Here is a 17,797-nt window from a genome sequence, read left to right on the forward strand (position 1 = left end):
ACAATAACAAGTGCGGCTACGCCTTGATTTCTCCGCTACGTTCGCTTACGCTCACTTCGGTCGAAATGATGGGGAAACGGCGCGGTCAATTCGGTCGAAATGATGGGGGAACGGCACGTGCGCTTTGTATAACATATAAACATCTTTTATCATAAGAGTAAAAGCCCCAACCACCCATCATTCCGAGCCTGTCGAGGAATTAAGGCGAACCGCCGCAGAGTTCGGCGGAACAATAACAAGTGCGGCTACGCCTTGATTTCTCCGCTACGTTCGCTTACGCTCACTTCGGTCGAAATGATGGGGAAAATAGCAAGAGAAAACCGCCTCGAAAAAATCGGGGCGGTAATTGTTTGAAATAATTTCCAAATTATTCGGCTTTGGGCGCTTCTTCGACGGGCGCTTCGGCGGGTTTTTCTTCCGCTTTCTTGGTCGTCTTTTTGGGCGCTTTTTCCTTAACGGGCTTTTCGGCTTTGGCGGGCTTTTCTTCCGCTTTTTCCTTTACCGCTTTTTTCTTTTTCTGCTCGACTTTTTCCGCTTCCTTTTCGAGCTGTTTGGCGCGGAATTCGGCGCGAGCCGCTTCGCGCGCTTCTTTGGCGGCGCGAGCTTTTTCGGCGGCGATGGTCTTGTTGTCCTTTTTGACGACAACGGTAACTTTGCCGCTCTTAATGTCGCTCAAACGCTTGGAAATAGCCGACTTTTTGTTGGCGGCGGCGTTTTTGTGCATGATGCCCGCAGTAACACCCTTGTCGATAATGGACACGGTGATGGGAAGCAGGCGTTCCGCTTCTTCGATGTTGGCGGTGTCGATAGCTTTATTGAACGCTTTGATTGCGTTGTTGACTCTGGAACGGTCGGCGCGGTTGCGCGCGTTCTTCTTTTTGGTAATCAGTACGCGTTTTTTCGCGGATTTGATGTTGGGCACGATATTACTCCTTTTATCGCTTTTTTTTGTTTTGCCTGATTATCACTGCCGCAGACATAAAATAGAGGGTTTTTGCCGACGGATATGCGCGTGATTAACCTATAGCGTTTAATTGCAATTCGTATTATAGCATACAAAATAAACTTTTGCAACTGTTTGTCGCAATGCGTTTAAATTTTTTTCTTTTACAAACAATAATTTTATGAGGCAAAACGCGGGATATACGGATATGGCGGTGGAGTTTTACAGGCACAAGCACGTGCGCGACGACGGTCTTATCCGCTATTACGAAGTGGACGTGGACGGCAAGCTGTCCAAAAAACTGGGCAAGCCGTGCGGCAAATACGCAACGCTCGAAACGCCCGCCGTACTGTCGGGCAGGACGGAGGAATACGGCAGGGTGTCGGACGCGCTCGGCGCGTGCTTAAAAGGCTATCTTAAAGACTGCGACAAAATTCTCGCGGTGGGGTTGGGCAATCCCGATCTTACGGCGGACGCGCTGGGCGACAGGGTGTTTAAACGCTTGACCGTTACGCGTCATCTCAACGACAAAAAATATTTATGCGCGCTCACGCCAAATGTGCTTGGCATGACGGGCATAGAGAGCTACGATATTATTTCCGCCGTAGCCGACCGCATAAAGCCCGACGCGGTGCTCGTTATAGACGCGCTCACCGCCGCCGCGCCGAGCCGCATAGCCTCGGCTTTTCAGGTGACTGACAGCGGTATAACCCCGGGGAGCGGAGTGGAAAATCACAGGCGCAGGCTGGACGAAAAATCGCTCGGGTTCAGGGTAGTGTCCGTGGGTGTGCCGCTCGTTGTGTATTCGTCCACGATCGCGCGCGAGTTCTGTTCCGCCGCGGAGGGCGGCGCGGGCGATATGATAGTAACGCCCAAGGACGTGGATATACTCGTCGAGGACTGCGCGAAAATTATATCGGGCGCGATAAACGGCGCGTTCGCCGTCGGGGCATGAGAACAGTATGAAATTTCGGCGGAAGCGGTAACGCTTTTGCCGCGCGCGGCATAAATACAATGTTATGCGTGCAAATCCGATAGGCGTGTTTGACAGCGGCGTGGGCGGACTGAACGTACTGCGCAAGTGCGCGGAGCTTATGCCCGACGAAAAGTTTATTTATCTTGCGGACGAAGCCCGTATGCCTTACGGCGTGAAGCCCGCCGCCGAAATTCGGCTCGCCGCGTTGCAGAGCGCGGAGCGGCTGTTTTCCATGAATTGCAAAGCGCTCGTCGTGGCGTGCAACACCGCGACCGTCACCGCGATAGACGATATTCGCGCGCTGTTTTCCGCGCGCCCCGTCATAGGACTGGAACCCGCGGTAAAACCGTGTTATCGGGAATTGGGCAAATCGGGCAAAGCCGTTGCGCTCGTCACCGCCGCTACATACAATTCCGCAAAGTTCGCGCGGCTCGTCGATAATTGCGACGGCAAGATTATCCCGCTTGCCGTGCCCGAGCTTGCAAAGCTGATAGAAGATCACACCGACGATATTCGCGCAATCGCGCCGTTTGTGCGCGACGTACTCGCGCCGTACAAAAACGCCGAGGCGGTTATCCTCGGCTGTTCGCATTATACATACATCGCGGATTTGATACGCGAGGCTTACGACGGCGATGTCAAAATTTACGACGGCGCGACGGGCGCGGCGGAGCGCTTGCGTTATTGCCTCGCTATTTCGGATTTGACCGCGCCTATCGGCGTGGGCGGCGGCATACGGTTCTATTCCACTTATGTCCGCGATGTGTAACAATGATGTGCGATATATAGACTATAAGATGTGCGATATATAGACTATAAAAGGATATAAAAGTCGCGCACCGTAAACAAGCCGATGCGCGACGCGTTATATAAGTTATATTTGTTTGTTTCCGAATAAAACCTGTATTACTTCGTAACCGTTTTCCAAGTACACGCCCGATTGCGCGGCGGATTTTTCGGTAAAGCGTTGCGCACCGCCGTTAATTGCGCGCTCGCTGTCGTAGATCAAAAACGGCACGGGTTCTTTGGTGTGCGTGCGCACGGACAGCGGCGTTGCGTGGTCGGGCATGACCGATATTGCAAAATGCGCGCCGCTATCTTTTAGATAGGCTAACAGCGGTTTTAAAACGCGTTCGTCGATGCGCTCTATTGCGGTAATCTTGCCGCCGCGGTCGCCCTGATGCCCGCACTCGTCGGGTCCTTCGAGGTGGACGAAACAGTAATCGCACTCGGCGAGCGCGCGTTTTGCCTCTTCGGTTTTGGCTTGATAATCTGTGTCAACCGTGCCTGTCGCAGTGGGAATATCGATTACGTTCATGCCGCCCGCTTTGCCTATGCCTTTTACCAAATCCACAGCCGAAATTACGGTTGCGGTTTTTCCGAATTTTGTCGCAAAGTCGGTAAGCTCGGGCTTTGATCCTTCGCCCCAAAACCACACCGAGTCGGCGGGATTTTTGCCGCTGTTTACGCGCGCAACATTGACGGGGTGTGTTTTAAGTATTTGTGCGGAACGCTCGATTATGCGCGTAAAAATTTCGCTCTTGCCGTTCTTGGGCAAGCTGTTTTTTACGGGCTTGCCCGTAATGTCGTGCGGCGGAGTAAATTCCGTTCCGCTCAACCCCGCGCCGCGTATGACGGCGGCGTGGCGGTAGCTTACGCCCGAATACAGTTCCGCGCCGTATTCGCCGAACAGCGGTTGCAACGCGCAAATAAGTTGCGCCGCTTCCTCTGTCGAAATTTCGCCAGCCGAATAGTCTATCATGGTTCGGTCGGACAGTTCGCGCTCGTCCGACAGCGTTACAAGGTTTACTCGCAACGTAGCGTCGGCAGGATCGAGCCGTATGCCCATAGACAACGCTTCGAGCGGGGATCTGCCGGTATAGCAGTCGCGCGGGTCGTAACCGAGCGCGGCAAGGTTGCAAACGTCCGAACCCGCTTTCATGCCGTCGGGCACGGTTTTGACAAGTCCGATAACGCCCGAATTGCACAGCATGTCCATAGTAGGCTTGCGCGCTTCGTCCATGGGCGTAAGCCCGCGCTCGTCGGGGTAATCCGCCATGCCGTCGCACAAAATCGTAAGGTATTTCTTTTTCATGGTTAGTTCCTATGCCCGCAAGCCGCGGGTCGAAAGCAGGGTAGCCGAATATGCAGACCGAAACCCGCGCGCGAAATAGGTTGACCGCAGTACGCTTTTTTCGCGGGCGCGGTTTGTTATTCCACGGTGACCGACTTTGCGAGGTTGCGCGGTTTGTCTATGTCGCACCCGCGCGCGGCGGCTACGTAATAGGCGAACACCTGCAAAACGACCGCAGTCAGTATGGGCGTGAGATCATCGTCGCAGTCGGGAATAAGGAGCAAGCCGTCCGAGTTTTCGCGTATTTGTTCGTTCTTGGGCGAGGCGACGGAAAGCACCGTGCCGCCGCGCGACTGCACCGCTTTTATATTGGACAGCATTTTGGAATACAACGCCGACTGCGTGACGAGCGCGAGCGTGATTGTGCCGTTTTCTATTAGCGAAATCGTGCCGTGTTTAAGCTCGCCCGCGGCGTAAGCCTCGGCGTGGATATACGAAATTTCTTTTAGTTTGAGCGCGCCTTCGAGCGAGGCGGCGTAGTCCGTGCCGCGCCCGATAAAAAACACGCACTTATGCGCGGCGTATTCGTCGGCGTAATTTTTAATCTGCTCGATGTCGGCGAGCGCGCGGGTGATTTTGTCGGGAAGCTCGGTGAGTTCTTTAAGCATTTCCGAATAGCGCGCATCCGAAACGGTGTGTTTTATCTTGGCGATTTTAAGCCCCACGAGGTAGAGCGCGGCGACCTGCGTCGTGTAACCTTTGGTCGTCGCCACGGCAATTTCGGGTCCTGCGTAGGTATACAGTACGTCGTCCGCCTCGCGCGCAATCGCGCTTTCGACGACGTTGACTATCGCTATCGTGTGCGACCCGCGTTTTTTGGCGAGTCGAAGCGCGGCGAGGGTGTCCGCCGTTTCGCCGCTCTGACTGATAATAACGGTGAGAGTGCGGTTGTCGGTAATGGGGTCGGAGTAAACGTATTCGCTCGCAAGCTCGCAATTAACGCGTATGCGGCAATATTTTTCGATAAACGCTTTGCCGACTATACCCGCGTGGTACGCAGAGCCGCAACCGACGATGTCTATTTTTTCTATCCTGTTGACATTCTTTGCGTCGAACGCTATTTTGTCGAGAACAATTTGATTGCCCTTAACGCGCGGACGCACCGTCGCGGTGATCGCGCGGGGCTGTTCGTAAATTTCTTTCAGCATGAAATGCGGATAGCCGCCCTTTTCGGCTTGGGAAATATCCCAGTCCACGCGGTAGGGCGTTTTTTTCAACGGCTTGCCGTCACCGTCGTAAAATGTGACCGCGTGCGCGGTGAGCTTGGCTATTTCGCCGTCGCCGAGCTGAACAAAGTCGTGCGTATGTTCGAGCGCGGCGGCAAAATCGGACGCGATAAAGTTTTCGTTTGCGCCCAGACCCACTACGAGCGGATTGTCCTTGCGGATAGCGTAAATGACGTCGGGGTAGTCCGCGCACAGTATGCCCACGGCGTAAGACCCGCTTATGCGGCGCATTACGGTGAGTATGGCGTCCAGTTCGTCGCCTTCGTAATAATATTGCAAAAGCTGGGCGATAACCTCGCTGTCGGTATCGCTCGCAAACTTGACGCCCTGCGCGATAAGCTCCGCTTTAAGCTCGGCAAAGTTTTCGATTATGCCGTTGTGCACGACGGCGAACATGCCGTTTTGCGACACGTGCGGGTGCGAGTTTACGTCGCTCGGCACGCCGTGCGTCGCCCAGCGCGTGTGTCCTATGCCCACCGTTCCGTGCGGGGTTTTGCCGCCGTTTGTTTTTTCGTCGAGAGCTTTAATCTTGCCCACGGCTTTCACGACGCTAATCGCACCGCCGTCGGTAACGGCTATGCCGCTCGAATCGTATCCGCGATATTCGAGGCGTTCCAGCCCTTTAAGCAGTATGGGCGCGGCTTGCTTGCCGCCCGAGTAACCTATAATTCCGCACATAGATAGCTCCTTATTGCAAAGACGAATCGGAATTGTCGTTGTCGGCGTTCGCGCCGTTTTGCGCGTCGCTCGGCTTGTAGATTATAAGTTTAATTATTAAAAACAGTACGACGAGCACCGCTATAATAAAAAACGCCAAAGTGATCCACGTCACGTAATCTTTAAACAGATAGGTTATAAGCGTAATTATGCCGCACGCGACCGCGTTGCCCGCAATCACGCCGATGAGCGATTTGACAAAGCCTATTTTCAGTATGGACGCGACAGCGCTGCCCGTCCATACGCCCGTAAGCGGCAGGGGAACGGCGACGAACAACGCCACGCCGCCCATCTTTTTTACGTCGCTTTTGGTGACGGCAAACTTTTTGTTTTTGCCGCCGACTTCGCCGGGGGTTTGCTCGACTTGCGGGCTGTCTTTAAGCGAGCGCGATTTCTTTTCGAACTTGTCGTACAAAAACTTGCCGAGCTTGGAAAACAGCTTGGTGCGCGACAGCGCGTTGATTATAGGTATAAACACTATAAGCAGTATCGGCGCGATAAGCGACGATCCCAAAAAGGCATAGCCGAACGCTTCGAGCGGCGACAGCCCCATGCCCGCGCTCATGCCGAACGGTATGGCAAACCGCGCTTCGGCGATAGGTATAATTGACAGCAGTATTACGGCAAGCGGCGCGCCCAGCGCGTTGTTCATGGCGTTGCCTATACTTTCGATAAATGCGTCCATACCGATATATTATAAGCAATAATCGGCGTTTATGTCAACAAAATCGCCGCACTGCGGCTTTATAAGCGGTTAAATCCAAAAAAATTTAACTATAATATTGACAATATCCGCAAAATATAATATACTTTTAATGTCAAAAATTCATATAATAATATCCGTAGCGTTGGGAGGCGTACAATACTCATGGGTAAATATTTCGGAACGGACGGTATCAGGGGCAAATACGGCGACAATTTGGACGCAGATCTTGCGTACAAAGTGGGGCTTGCGATAGTCGCTTACTTCGGAAAAGGTCAAGTGGTCGTCGGCAGAGATACGCGCGTATCCGGACCTGAAATTCAAGAGTCGCTGGTCAGCGGACTGAAACGCGGCGGCGCGGAAGTTCTTACCGTAGGAATATTGCCCACGCCCGCAATCGCGCGCATGGCAATCAAGTACAACGCGCTGTGCGGCATAGTAATTTCCGCATCGCACAACCCGCCCGAATACAACGGGATTAAAATATTCGACGGCAACGGCGTAAAGTTGAGCGAGGAGCAAGAGGGCAGTATCGAATATTATATCGACAACCCCACCGAAATGCGCGCCGTCGGGTCGGTGTGCGAAATTGCCGACGCGCAAAAACAGTATATAGACTATCTTGTGGAAACGGTCGATTACGACATGACGGGCGCAAAGGTGTGGCTCGACTGCGGTTACGGCGCGGCTTCGACCGTGGCGAAACAGGCGTTCGAGCGGCTGGGCGCGTCGGTGGAAATAGAAAACTTTAAACTTCGCGGCGAAAAGATTAACTGCGGGTGCGGCGCGCTTCACCCCGATTACGTGCTTCACTCCATGGTCGGAACGGACTACAAACTCGGTTTTGCTTATGACGGCGACGCGGATCGGCTCTCGTTCGTATTCGACGGCAAGGTCATGGACGGCGATTCGGTGCTGTACAATATCGGCAGGGAAATGCAGTTAAAAGACGACGTGGTCGTGGGAACAATCCTTTCCAACACCGCGCTCGAACGCAGACTGGAAAAGGACGGACGCAGACTTGTTCGCACGCCCGTCGGCGACAAGTACATTTGCGATCTTATGTTCAAAAAAGGTTACAACCTCGGCGGCGAGCAGAGCGGGCATTATATAGTATACCCGCAGGCGACTACGGGCGACGGCATTATGTCGAGCATGATTCTCACGAAAACGCTGTACAAAAACGGCAAGCTCGGCGAATTTATGGAGTTAAACCTTTTCCCGCAAAAAGCTATCGCCGAATACGCCGATCAGTCCATAATGTACGAAAAGGAAATGATAGGGCTAATCGAGGACTACACGGCTCGGCTTGCGGGCATAGGCAGACTTATAGTGCGCATGTCGGGCACGGAACCCAAAGTGCGCGTAATGTGCGAGTGCGAGGACGCGCGCAAGATAGACGAAGTGCTTGCAGTATTCAAAAAATATATAAATACTCGAAAATCGTAATTTCCGCCGCATAACTGAACAAACTAATGACGTTGCGGGTTTGACAAAATAACGCAAACGTGTTATCATAACAGCGCAAACGGCTGAAACGAGGAATAATGGCAAAGCAAACGAAAAAAAACGCCGACGGGCGGACGGAGCGCAAGCCCCGAGGAATAAAAAACAAAGCCAACAATATGCGGGCTTTATCGTTGCGTTACCGCGGCGTTATTTTGACTTTTATACTCGATATAGGTTTCTGCCTCGCGTCGTTCTGGGCGGCTCGCGCGGCTATGTTCAAAGAGGTGGCGTTTCCCGTAAACTACACCAACTTTGAAATTCCCATAATGATAATAATGACGGCTATACCCGTCTGTCTTTTGGCGTTGTTTAACTGTTACAACGTAATGTGGAAGTTTGCGGGACGCATAGAATTTATTAAGTTTGTCGGATCGTATATCGTTTCCGTCGTCATTTTATTTATAATAAAAGCCATACTCGACGCGTCGTTCAACGTTCAGCTTTGGGGTACGCAGATAGTAATATATATCGTGTTTGCGCTTGTGCTAACCTCTATTCCGCGTTTTTCCAGTCTTATCGTCGGGTATGTCAAGCACGTCAGGCGCGGCAACCTGTCGTCGGGCGCAAGCGAACCGCCCAAGCGCACTATCATTTACGGCGCGGGCAACGTCGGGTCGGTACTAAACAACAGATTTATAATCAATCCCGACGAAGGGTATTTGCCCGTCGCGTTTATCGACGACGATAACGACAAGCACGGGCGTTCGATAGGCGGCAACCCCGTCGCGGGCGGACTGGACGACGTCGAAGCCATCTTCGAGCATTTTGAGCCGGACGTGTTTGTCATAGCGATAACCGACCTCACGAAATCCCAGCTTCGTACCATATACGAACGCTTGTCCAAATTCAATATCCCCATAAAAATGCTTCCGCCTATAAGCGACGCGCAGGGTATAGCCACAACGTCGCTCACTCTGCACGACATAAAAATTGAATCGTTGCTCGGCAGGGACGAATTTAAAGTGCGGCAGGAACTTGTGGACATGTCTGTAAAGGACAAGGTCGTCATGGTTACGGGCGGCGCGGGCAGCATAGGTTCGGAGCTTTGCCGTCAGGCGCTCAATTTCGGCTGTAAACATCTTGTCATTTTCGATCAGCACGAAAACGGCATGTTCAATATCGACCAAGAGTTTGTCAAAAAATACGACCCGTCGCGGTACTCGCTTATAATGGGTACGGTGCGCGAAGCGGACAAGCTGGCGGCGGTGCTCGAAAAGTTCAAGCCCGAAACGCTGTTCCACGCCGCGGCGTACAAGCATGTTCCCATGATGGAAATCGCGCCGACGGAAGCGGTAAAGAACAATGTGTTCGGCACGAAAAACGTAATAGAACAGTGCCAAAAAGCGGGAGTCAAGCGGTTCGTACTCGTATCTACCGACAAAGCGGTCAACCCCGCCAACGTCATGGGTGCGAGCAAACGCCTTGCGGAAATGCTTGTGCAAACCCGCGCGTCGCAGGGTAAAATGCAAATGGCGGCGGTGCGGTTCGGCAACGTGTTGGGATCGTCGGGATCGGTTATTCCCACGTTTTTAAAGCAGATTCGCGACGGCGGACCCGTGACCGTTACCGACCGAAACATCAAGCGTTATTTTATGACCATACCGGAAGCGGTGCGGCTTGTCCTGCAAACAGGCGCGCTCGCGTCGAGCGGCGAGGTGTTTGTTTTGGACATGGGCGATCCTGTGTACATCTACGACCTTGCGTGCAATCTAATTCGGTTAAACGGCTATGTTCCCAATAAGGACATACAGATAAAAATTTCGGGCTTGCGCCCCGGCGAAAAGCTGTTCGAAGAATTGCGTTACGATAAAGAAAAAGTGGATAAAACCATGCACGAAGGAATTTTCGTAACCAAGCTCGAAAAGATAGACAAAAAGAAATTCGACGCCGATCTCGCCGAGCTTAAAGCGATAGCGGAACGCGAGGACGAGGCGGGCATAGAGAAAAAGGTGTTCGACATAGTGCCGCGCGCCGCGCGTGAGCAGGCTATTAAGGAACGCGAATCGAGCATGCGCGCCGCGGCGGCGGAAGCCAAAATGACGGAAACGGAACAAGCCGAAACGGTTGAGCAAGGCGAGCGCACCGCGCCGACATCGGGCGAAACGCAAGCGGTTGCGTAAAACCGAATATAAAAAACGTTACGGCGCGCATAATCGCGCCCGCGCCGTAATATAGATTAGACGGCACGAGGAGGCGTATATTGAATATGGTTTGGTGGCAAGCCATGATTTTGGGGCTTGTTCAAGGATTTACCGAATTTTTACCTGTGTCGTCGAGCGGACACTTGATACTTGTTCGCGAGTTGATGGGGCTAAATAACGGCGTAAACGCACAGTTCAACCTTATGTTCGACATAATGGCGCATATGGGCACGCTTATCGCCGTCGTAATCGTATTGTTCAAACCTATTCTCGACCTGTTTAAAAAGCCGTTTAAGCGGCTCGCTATGCTTGTTGTTGCGAGTATTCCCGCGGTCATTGTCGGGTTTACTTGCAAGGATTATATAGAACAGTATTTTTCCACGGCAAAATATCTTTGCTTCTTTTTCCTGTTCACCGCGGTGATAATGCTTGTTAGCGAGTTTTTGGCAAAACGCAACAAATCGCCGCAAGAGCTCGGCTGGGGCGGCGCGGTAGCCATGGGCGTAATGCAGGGCGTCGGCGTGTTTCCGGGCGTGTCGCGGTCCGGTTCGACCATATTCGGCGGCACGGTTGCCGGCACGGACTCCAAACAGGTCGCAACGTTTTCGTTCTTAATGAGTATTCCCATAATACTCGGGTCGCTGTTTTTGAGCGTACTGGACGCGGCGCAAGCGGGCGCAATGGCGCAAATAGACTGGTTCAGCATATTTATCGGCGCGGCGTCGGCGTTTGCGTCGGGGTATTTTGCGGTGCGGGTTATGCTCAAACTCATAGCAAAAGCCAACTTTAAATGGTTTTCGCTGTACTTGGTCGCCGTCGCCGTCGGCTGTTTCTTCGGATATTTTCTGTAATAAAAATTCGGCGGGCTGTTCTAAACCCGCAATCGACGACGTACAATAAAAATAACGTACAATCAAATAATTCACATTATGCGCGCGGCAATCATATAAAACAAATATGATTGCTGTATTTTTCGGTGGTAGGTCGTGCGAGCACGACATTAGCGTGATAACGGGCTTGCAGGCTATGTCGGCATGCTCCAAAAAATGCGTCGGCGTGTATATCGACGGCGACGGAACGTGGTGGGCGGCGGACGCAAAGCGATTTTCGAGCGTGAACGCCGTAAAGAGCATGAAGTTCGACGGCAAGCGCGTACATATAAGACCGAGCGAACCGTATCTGTATCAAAAGAACAAACGCGAGTACAAGATAGACGTTGCATTGCTTTGTATGCACGGTATGCTCGGCGAGGACGGCACGTTGCAGGGCATGATGGAAATGTGCGGCATACCGTACACGGGCAGCGGCGTTGCCGCTTCGGCTATCGGTATGAACAAACTCCGATCGAAAGTCGTGTTCGAGCGCGCGGGACTTAACGTCTTGCCGTATATATCGGTAAACAAGACCGAATATTCCGCCGACCCGTCGGTCGCGGTCAAAGGCGTAAACGAAATTACGGGCTATCCCGTAATCGTCAAGCCGTGTAACCTCGGCAGTTCCATAGGCATAAGCATGGCGCACAATCAGACCGAACTGTTTGCGGCGCTCCGCGTTGCGTTCGAGTGGGACGACGTCGCGGTCGTGGAAAAGGCGCTCGAAAATTTTACAGAAGTCAACTGCGCCGTGCTGGGCGACGGGGAGTTCGACGGCGAACTGACCGTGTCGGACACCGAACAGCCCGTCGGCTGGAAAAACTTTTTGACGTTTACGGATAAATACGCGGGCGACGTAAAAGCCACGCGACACAAAATCCCCGCCGAAGTCGGCGAGGAAGTAAACGCGGTTGTGCGCGAGCATGCGGAACGCGCGTTCCGCGCCGTCGGGTGCGGCGGCGTTGCGCGCGTGGATTTTCTCGTCAAGGACGGGCAAGTGTACGTCAACGAAATAAACACAATCCCCGGGTCGTTGTCGTGCGCGCTGTTCAAAAGCGACATGACTTTTTCCAAACTGATTGACAGGCTTATAGACTGCGCCGTGCGCCGCAAGCGGCGGTTTGACGAACTTAAACGCACGTATACGCCGTTAAGCCCGATAATAGGCAAGTGAGTGTGAAAAGGCTTTAACCGTATGCGGCGGGTCGCCTTGATTTCTCGACAAGCTCGAAATGATGGGTGATTTGGCTTTACACGCCTATTATTTCGATCGAAGTGCGCGTGCCTTTTTCCCATCATTTCGACCGTATCGCGCCTCGCGCGCGTAGCGGAGAAATCAAGCCGACAGCCGCATAAAGAAAAGTCAATACACCGCCGCAATTTCGTGTTTATACACCGTTCCCGTATAATAGCGCGTTGCGTTCCGCAAAATATCGGTATGGAAAACGTCGAGCGAATTTTGGGCGAGTTTGCCACGCCGAATAACGTAGTTACGCACGAATTTAAGTGCGGAAAGCTGTTGGGCGCGGTTATAGTTAATCCCGACCTATCCGACGCGAGCGTGCCTCGCGCGGTTATTTACGCGTTGGAAAACTGCGCACAAAAGCTGGACTCGCTCGACGATTTCGACAGGTACGCTCTGCTCGAATACGACATAAAAATTTCCTCGAACGTGCAGGACTGTATAAACAAACTTCTAAACGGCGATATGCTGTTGTGCGTGGAGGGCGACGCGCGGTATGCGGTAATCAACGCGCGTTCATACACGACGCGCGCCATTATGGAGCCTCCGACCGAAACGGTCATGCGCGGTCCGCGCGAGGGGTTTATCGAAGATTTAAAAACCAATCTCTCGCTGTTGGAGCGTCGGCTCAAAACGCCCGACCTCGCAATAGACCGCATGGAAATAGGCAGGCGCACAAAGACCAACGTCGCGGTGTGCTATCTTAATTCTGTCGCGGCGCCGCAGGTCGTGCAAAAAATAAAAAGTCGACTCAAAAAGATAGACATCGACGGCATTGTTGACAGTCACTATCTTGTGCCGTACCTCGAAGAAAAGCCGTACTCGGTTTTTACGCAGACGGGTATCAGCGAAAAGCCGGACGTGGTCGCCGCCAAACTGCTCGAAGGGCGCGTTGCGCTCGTAGTGGACGGGTCGCCCATGGTGTTGACCGTGCCGTTTGTGCTGATAGAGGAATTTCAATCGGGCGAGGACTACTATCAGCGCGCGCCTTACAGCACGTTCGTGCGCATACTGCGGTACTTGGGTCTGATTTTGGCGACGCTGTTGCCCGCGCTGTACGTAGCAATGCAAAACTTCCACTACACGCTTATCCCCGTTCGGTTTATGATAACATTGATGACGGCAATAAAGGGGTTGCCGTTGTCGCCGCTTGCCGAAACGCTGTTTGTTCTGTTGCTGTTTGAAATCATACGCGAAGCGAGCGTGCGCATGCCGCGCGCCGTGGGCATGGCGATGAGCATTGTGGGCGCGCTCGTGCTGGGCGAAACGGCTGTGAACGCGGGAATAATCAGCTCGCCCGCGGTAATGATAACGGCGTTGAGTTCCATTGCGCTGTTCACCGTGCCCAATCTTATAGGACCTATGAGCATACTGCGCTTGGCGTTTACGCTAATCGGCGGACTGTGCGGGCTGTTCGGGCTTATACTCGCCGTGCTGTTCGCACTGCATTACGTCTGTTCGCTCAACGCTTACGATTCGCCGTATCTCGCGCCGTTCGCGCCGCTCGTGTATTCCGACTTTAAGGACGCGATAGAACGCGGTCCGCTCACGACAATGAAAAAGCGACCCAAAAGCATACCCAATCAAAACCCGACCCGACAAATATAATACCGTAAACGCGCGCGCTGTTTTGTGCCGCTACGGCAACCGACGCGCGGTCGGCTACATATTATGAACGCACAAAGCACGGGAAAAGTTAATAACAAGATAGGCGCGGGCGAATCGGCGCAGGACGCGGGCAGCACCAACACCGCCGAGAGCAAACAGGCGACAAGCCGACAGCTGATTGCGATTATATTTATACTCGCAATAGCTACGAAGATGTTTCTACTGCCAATCTTTCTAATACGCACGACGGGACGCGACGCGTATATAGCAATGGCGATAGGCGGAGGCATAGACCTTGTTGCGCTTGGCGTTATGATAGCGGCAATGTACCTTTCGCGCGAGGTCGATTTTTTCACGCTGTTGAGTTCGACTATCGGCAAGGTCGGAGCCAAAATCGCGGTCGCGCTTATAGGGTTGTTTTTGTTCTTCAAACTCAACACCGCGGTCGCGGAAATTTTGGCGTTTTACGGCAACAACGTACTCAACGGGTTTAACGTATCGCTCATGACAATCGTGCTGTTGGTGTTCTTTGCGGCTGTGGGCGTGCATACGCTTCGCGCGCTATGTCGGCTTAACGAATTGCTTGTGCCGCTTATCGTCGCGTGCCTGACAGTGCTTGCGGTAATAGTGATACTGACGGGATTCGACCTTGCCAATATTTTTCCGTCGTTACAAAACCCCGAGAGCTTTACCGACGGGCTTATGCGCCATGCGGCGTGGATAGGCGATTTTACGCCGCTCGTGCTGTTTATGGGACGAACCAAACTTAAAAAGAGCACGGGCGCGTTCGCCGCGGGCGCGGGCGCGATAGGCACAGCCGTCGCGGTGTTTTTTACCATGATAATGAGCGCGGCGTTCGGCAATGTGCCTATGCTCGCCGACAGCACGACCAACCTGTCCAACATTTTGCAGTTTTCCATAGGCAATGTTTACGGCAGAATAGACATGTTTTCATCGATACTGTGGAGCATATCCGTATTTATCGAAGCCGCGCTGTTCTTTTATGCGACATGCCGGTGCGTCGCGTTCGTGATAGGCAAAAACGCGCACTTTTGGATTTCTCTCGCTGTGACGGTGCTTGTATATATCGCGCAGGTGTTTGCGCTTGCGGACAGGACCTTGTTCTCGCTTGCGGTAACGTCGTTGCCGACGTCCGCCGTAATCTTTGCGTTCACGATTGCCGTGCCGACGCTTGCCGTAACGTGCGCGCTCGTACAACGCAACAAACGCAATCGGGCGGAGCGTGATTCATGACGACCAAGAAAAAACTTATCGTGTATAAAATATTGCTGTTTGCTTTTGCTTTTCTCGTCGCGTTCATGCCGTCTACGGTGTCGCGCAGTCGGGAGGTAAACAGCAGGGTTATCGTCGAGATTATCGGCGTGGACGGCGGCGAGAGCGTAAGCATTACGGCGCAGTACGTCATGCCGACGGAGGCGCAAGGATCGACAAGCAAAGACACCGTCACCGTCGAAGCGGACACGCTCGCCGAGGCAGTGGAAGCGCTTAATACCGCGCTCGGCAGGCGCGCGGAGCTGGGGCACTGCTCCATGGTAATTGTAGGCAAGGACGCGAGCGCGGATCTTTTGGGCGAGCTGATGTCGTCTACCGACGTCACGGCGGACGTGTACTTGTCGGCTGCGGAGGACAAGGCGAGCGATCTTGTGGGCGACCTGACTGCGTTCATGAAAAAGACGGGCGCGACCGACGCGGACTTTATCGCTTACGGCGCGCAAAAAGCGCACGTTGCGACTAACACGTTGTTGGGTTTTCTGTCCGACCTCGGAAGCGCGTCCGAAAGCGCGTATATTCCGCTCGTGGAAATGATACAAAGCGAGGACGCGGGTCAAGGCGGCGGCGCGTCGTCGGGCGGCGAACAGGGCGGTTCCGGCGGTTCGGGCAGTTCGGGCGGCGGCGAGAGTAAAGGCGGCGGCGCGGGCGAAGCGCAACCGACGGGCATGAAAGTGGAGCGGCTCGCGCTGTACAACAAGGACGGACGCGCGGGGATTTTGGACAATACTGCGGCGCGCGGCGTGGCGTGGGTGAGCGCGCCTGTCGAAAAAGGCATAGTCGCCGCCGACGTGGAGTTTGACGGCGAGGATATAAAAAACGTGACGGGGCGATTGCTCAAAAAGTACGTCAATATCAAAGTCAAGCCGTATTCGGCGACGGTCAAACTCAAAGCGTATATCGAGCCGAACGGCGACAAGTTCAACGCGCTCGACGCGGACAAGTCGGGCGCGGCTAAAAAGGCGGTGCGCGACGGGTTTGCCAAGGCGATAAAAGAGGAAATGGAATCGGCGTACCGAACCGCGAGTGACATGGAGTGCGACCCGCTGTTTATAGGCAGACAGTTTTACCGCTTTATGCCGAAGTTTTTCAGTCAATCGTATCTGCCCGCCAACGTGAACGTCGAGTTCGTAGTCGAAGTGATTTTAAGATAAATCGAAGTAATAATATTGTCGTAAAGGCGTGTAAAAAACGCTTGACAAACGGCGGAAAATGTTATAAACTGAACAGGTTAAATCGGAGTTCTCGGAACGAAGGAGGTGTGAACAATGGCAGTAATCCGCGTAGGCGAAAACGAATCGCTCGACAGCGCGCTCAAACGTTTTAAGCGCAAATGTCAAAAGGATAACATTTTGGGCGATATGCGCAAAAAGGAGTACTATGAAAAACCCTCCGTTAAGCGCAAGAAAAAGAAGGAAGCCGCCCGTAAACGTTTTCGTTAAGCTCGTATGCATCGGCATATACGGCGTCAGCCATCGCGTCGCCCTCGGTCATTTACGTCTGTGTAAACTCCCGTCGTGCGCCGCTCGGACTTCCTTGTCTATGCCGCGCCTCCGCGCTTAACGCGCTTGATTGTTTGTTAAAGCAAAAGCGCAGCTATCGCTTATCGATGCTTAATCGCATCTTTCAAGCAATAGCGCAACGCTTGCTTTATACGTTTTATCGAACGGCTGACAGTGCTCCGACTCAAAGTAAAAGGAATTTACCGCGACAAGATTCGCGGCATAAATTTATTTTCGCGGCGTCTACCGAAAATCGGGCGCCGCTTTTCTATTGCGCCGACCACAACATATATTACCTTAATCGCGCCGCAGACAACAGCATGTTGCGGTGCATAAAAGGTCTTAAATGTTTACAAAAATATCATACTGAAACGGGTTGACAACGGTCGAAAAATGCGGTTTAATTGTATTACTTCACTTTTACGGCCGTTTGCGAGCATTTTCGCAAGGGCGCACAAGACGGGAATAAACGTTGCGTTAAGCCGCATTTATTTGCCGTCTGCGCGCGGCGGGCGGCGCGCTTTGCGGTCGAGATCATTTTAGGAGGTCATATTATGAAACGGCATGATTTTATTGTCGGCACTATGGTCAAGACGGGGTTTCGCACCTCGCTAAAAGGGTTCAATCAGTTTTGCATGTGCGTGGAGCTGTATTCCGACGATCGCAACGCCACGATCGAAAGCATATACAGACGCGTCGCGCTCGACTGCAACTGCACCAAAAGTTCGGTAGAAAAAAACTTGCGCAGGCTTATAGAAAGTTCGAGCGCAAGCTCCGCCATAGGCAGGCTTTTCGGTATGGATTTTAAAGACACGGGCAATAAGGAAATTCTGTCCATGTTCTCCAACTATATAGCTTTGCAAAGCGAACAATACGCATAGCTGGGCGCAAAAAAGCGCCCGACGCGTCGGACGCTTTTGTACGTGACTGTAA

At 52.9% G+C, this 17,797-nt stretch carries 15 protein-coding genes; 11 read left to right on the forward strand and 4 right to left on the reverse strand.

All coding sequences use genetic code 11. From position 1 onward, the window contains the following. Nucleotides 1-367 precede the first annotated feature (367 nt). On the reverse strand, nt 368-922 hold the full coding sequence (gene rpsT / locus NFR57_RS00005; protein WP_251181780.1) for a 30S ribosomal protein S20: 555 nt from the start codon (nt 920-922) through the stop codon (nt 368-370). A gap of 202 nt (nt 923-1,124) precedes the next feature. On the opposite strand from rpsT, the gene gpr reads away from it, so the two are divergent. Together gpr and murI are read left to right on the forward strand one after the other, a co-directional pair. After that, the gene (gpr, locus tag NFR57_RS00010) at nt 1,125-1,898 is read left to right on the forward strand and encodes a GPR endopeptidase (protein WP_251181781.1); all 774 of its coding nucleotides are present in this window, start codon (nt 1,125-1,127) and stop codon (nt 1,896-1,898) included. 64 nt (nt 1,899-1,962) lie between these two features. Beyond that, on the forward strand, nt 1,963-2,688 hold the full coding sequence (gene murI / locus NFR57_RS00015) for a glutamate racemase (RefSeq protein WP_251181782.1): 726 nt from the start codon (nt 1,963-1,965) through the stop codon (nt 2,686-2,688). 105 nt (nt 2,689-2,793) lie between these two features. Here murI and NFR57_RS00020 read toward each other — a convergent pair whose 3' ends face one another. The 3 genes from NFR57_RS00020 to NFR57_RS00030 form a co-directional block, all read right to left on the reverse strand. After that, complete coding sequence (locus NFR57_RS00020) at nt 2,794-4,014, reverse strand: cofactor-independent phosphoglycerate mutase (RefSeq protein WP_251181783.1); 1,221 nt, start codon at nt 4,012-4,014, stop codon at nt 2,794-2,796. 116 nt (nt 4,015-4,130) lie between these two features. Then, nucleotides 4,131-5,957, reverse strand: a complete 1,827-nt coding sequence (gene glmS / locus NFR57_RS00025) for a glutamine--fructose-6-phosphate transaminase (isomerizing) (RefSeq protein ID WP_251181784.1) — start codon at nt 5,955-5,957, stop codon at nt 4,131-4,133. A gap of 10 nt (nt 5,958-5,967) precedes the next feature. Beyond that, nucleotides 5,968-6,681 carry a COG2426 family protein gene (locus NFR57_RS00030; protein WP_251181785.1) on the reverse strand — a complete coding sequence of 238 codons (714 nt, stop codon included), beginning with the start codon at nt 6,679-6,681 and terminating at the stop codon, nt 5,968-5,970. Nucleotides 6,682-6,864: 183 nt separating this feature from the next. Between NFR57_RS00030 and NFR57_RS00035 the strand changes: the two genes are divergently transcribed. The 9 genes from NFR57_RS00035 to NFR57_RS00075 all read left to right on the forward strand — a co-directional run bounded on the left by NFR57_RS00035 (nt 6,865) and on the right by NFR57_RS00075 (nt 17,745). Further along, the gene (locus NFR57_RS00035) at nt 6,865-8,148 is read left to right on the forward strand and encodes a phosphohexomutase domain-containing protein (RefSeq protein ID WP_251181786.1); all 1,284 of its coding nucleotides are present in this window, start codon (nt 6,865-6,867) and stop codon (nt 8,146-8,148) included. A 98-nt stretch (nt 8,149-8,246) separates the two neighbouring features. Beyond that, complete coding sequence (locus tag NFR57_RS00040; RefSeq protein WP_251181787.1) at nt 8,247-10,328, forward strand: nucleoside-diphosphate sugar epimerase/dehydratase; 2,082 nt, start codon at nt 8,247-8,249, stop codon at nt 10,326-10,328. 86 nt (nt 10,329-10,414) lie between these two features. Then, the gene (locus NFR57_RS00045) at nt 10,415-11,200 is read left to right on the forward strand and encodes an undecaprenyl-diphosphate phosphatase (RefSeq protein WP_251181788.1); all 786 of its coding nucleotides are present in this window, start codon (nt 10,415-10,417) and stop codon (nt 11,198-11,200) included. Nucleotides 11,201-11,306: 106 nt separating this feature from the next. After that, complete coding sequence (locus NFR57_RS00050; protein WP_251181789.1) at nt 11,307-12,395, forward strand: D-alanine--D-alanine ligase family protein; 1,089 nt, start codon at nt 11,307-11,309, stop codon at nt 12,393-12,395. Nucleotides 12,396-12,659: 264 nt separating this feature from the next. Continuing rightward, nucleotides 12,660-14,072 carry a spore germination protein gene (locus tag NFR57_RS00055; protein WP_251181790.1) on the forward strand — a complete coding sequence of 471 codons (1,413 nt, stop codon included), beginning with the start codon at nt 12,660-12,662 and terminating at the stop codon, nt 14,070-14,072. Nucleotides 14,073-14,135: 63 nt separating this feature from the next. Further along, nucleotides 14,136-15,326, forward strand: coding sequence for a GerAB/ArcD/ProY family transporter (locus tag NFR57_RS00060; protein ID WP_251181791.1), 1,191 nt, complete (start codon nt 14,136-14,138; stop codon nt 15,324-15,326). Continuing rightward, nucleotides 15,323-16,516 (forward strand): Ger(x)C family spore germination C-terminal domain-containing protein, encoded by a 1,194-nt coding sequence (locus tag NFR57_RS00065; protein WP_251181792.1) that lies wholly within the window; start codon nt 15,323-15,325, stop codon nt 16,514-16,516. Before NFR57_RS00060 ends, NFR57_RS00065 begins: the two co-directional genes overlap by 4 nt. Nucleotides 16,517-16,630: 114 nt before the next feature. Next, a complete protein-coding gene (gene rpsU, locus NFR57_RS00070) occupies nt 16,631-16,804 on the forward strand; it encodes a 30S ribosomal protein S21 (protein WP_251181793.1) in 174 nt (57 codons plus the stop codon). Between the two features lie 614 nt (nt 16,805-17,418). Then, nucleotides 17,419-17,745 (forward strand): sporulation initiation factor Spo0A C-terminal domain-containing protein, encoded by a 327-nt coding sequence (locus tag NFR57_RS00075; protein ID WP_251181794.1) that lies wholly within the window; start codon nt 17,419-17,421, stop codon nt 17,743-17,745. The last annotated feature ends 52 nt before the right edge of the window (nt 17,746-17,797 follow it).

Source organism: Anaerocaecibacter muris (assembly GCF_943192945.1).
GTDB classification, from domain to species: domain Bacteria; phylum Bacillota; class Clostridia; order Christensenellales; family Pumilibacteraceae; genus Anaerocaecibacter; species Anaerocaecibacter muris.

Coding starts and splice junctions, on each gene's coding strand:
- NFR57_RS00055 (WP_251181790.1), top strand. CDS start 12,660: ATGGAAAACGTCGAGCGAATTTTGGGCGAGTTTGCCACGCCGAATAAC.
- NFR57_RS00050 (WP_251181789.1), top strand. CDS start 11,307: ATGATTGCTGTATTTTTCGGTGGTAGGTCGTGCGAGCACGACATTAGC.
- glmS (WP_251181784.1), bottom strand. CDS start 5,957: ATGTGCGGAATTATAGGTTACTCGGGCGGCAAGCAAGCCGCGCCCATA.
- rpsU (WP_251181793.1), top strand. CDS start 16,631: ATGGCAGTAATCCGCGTAGGCGAAAACGAATCGCTCGACAGCGCGCTC.
- NFR57_RS00075 (WP_251181794.1), top strand. CDS start 17,419: ATGAAACGGCATGATTTTATTGTCGGCACTATGGTCAAGACGGGGTTT.
- NFR57_RS00040 (WP_251181787.1), top strand. CDS start 8,247: ATGGCAAAGCAAACGAAAAAAAACGCCGACGGGCGGACGGAGCGCAAG.
- murI (WP_251181782.1), top strand. CDS start 1,963: ATGCGTGCAAATCCGATAGGCGTGTTTGACAGCGGCGTGGGCGGACTG.
- NFR57_RS00065 (WP_251181792.1), top strand. CDS start 15,323: ATGACGACCAAGAAAAAACTTATCGTGTATAAAATATTGCTGTTTGCT.
- NFR57_RS00020 (WP_251181783.1), bottom strand. CDS start 4,014: ATGAAAAAGAAATACCTTACGATTTTGTGCGACGGCATGGCGGATTAC.
- NFR57_RS00030 (WP_251181785.1), bottom strand. CDS start 6,681: ATGGACGCATTTATCGAAAGTATAGGCAACGCCATGAACAACGCGCTG.
- gpr (WP_251181781.1), top strand. CDS start 1,125: ATGAGGCAAAACGCGGGATATACGGATATGGCGGTGGAGTTTTACAGG.
- NFR57_RS00045 (WP_251181788.1), top strand. CDS start 10,415: ATGGTTTGGTGGCAAGCCATGATTTTGGGGCTTGTTCAAGGATTTACC.
- NFR57_RS00060 (WP_251181791.1), top strand. CDS start 14,136: ATGAACGCACAAAGCACGGGAAAAGTTAATAACAAGATAGGCGCGGGC.
- NFR57_RS00035 (WP_251181786.1), top strand. CDS start 6,865: ATGGGTAAATATTTCGGAACGGACGGTATCAGGGGCAAATACGGCGAC.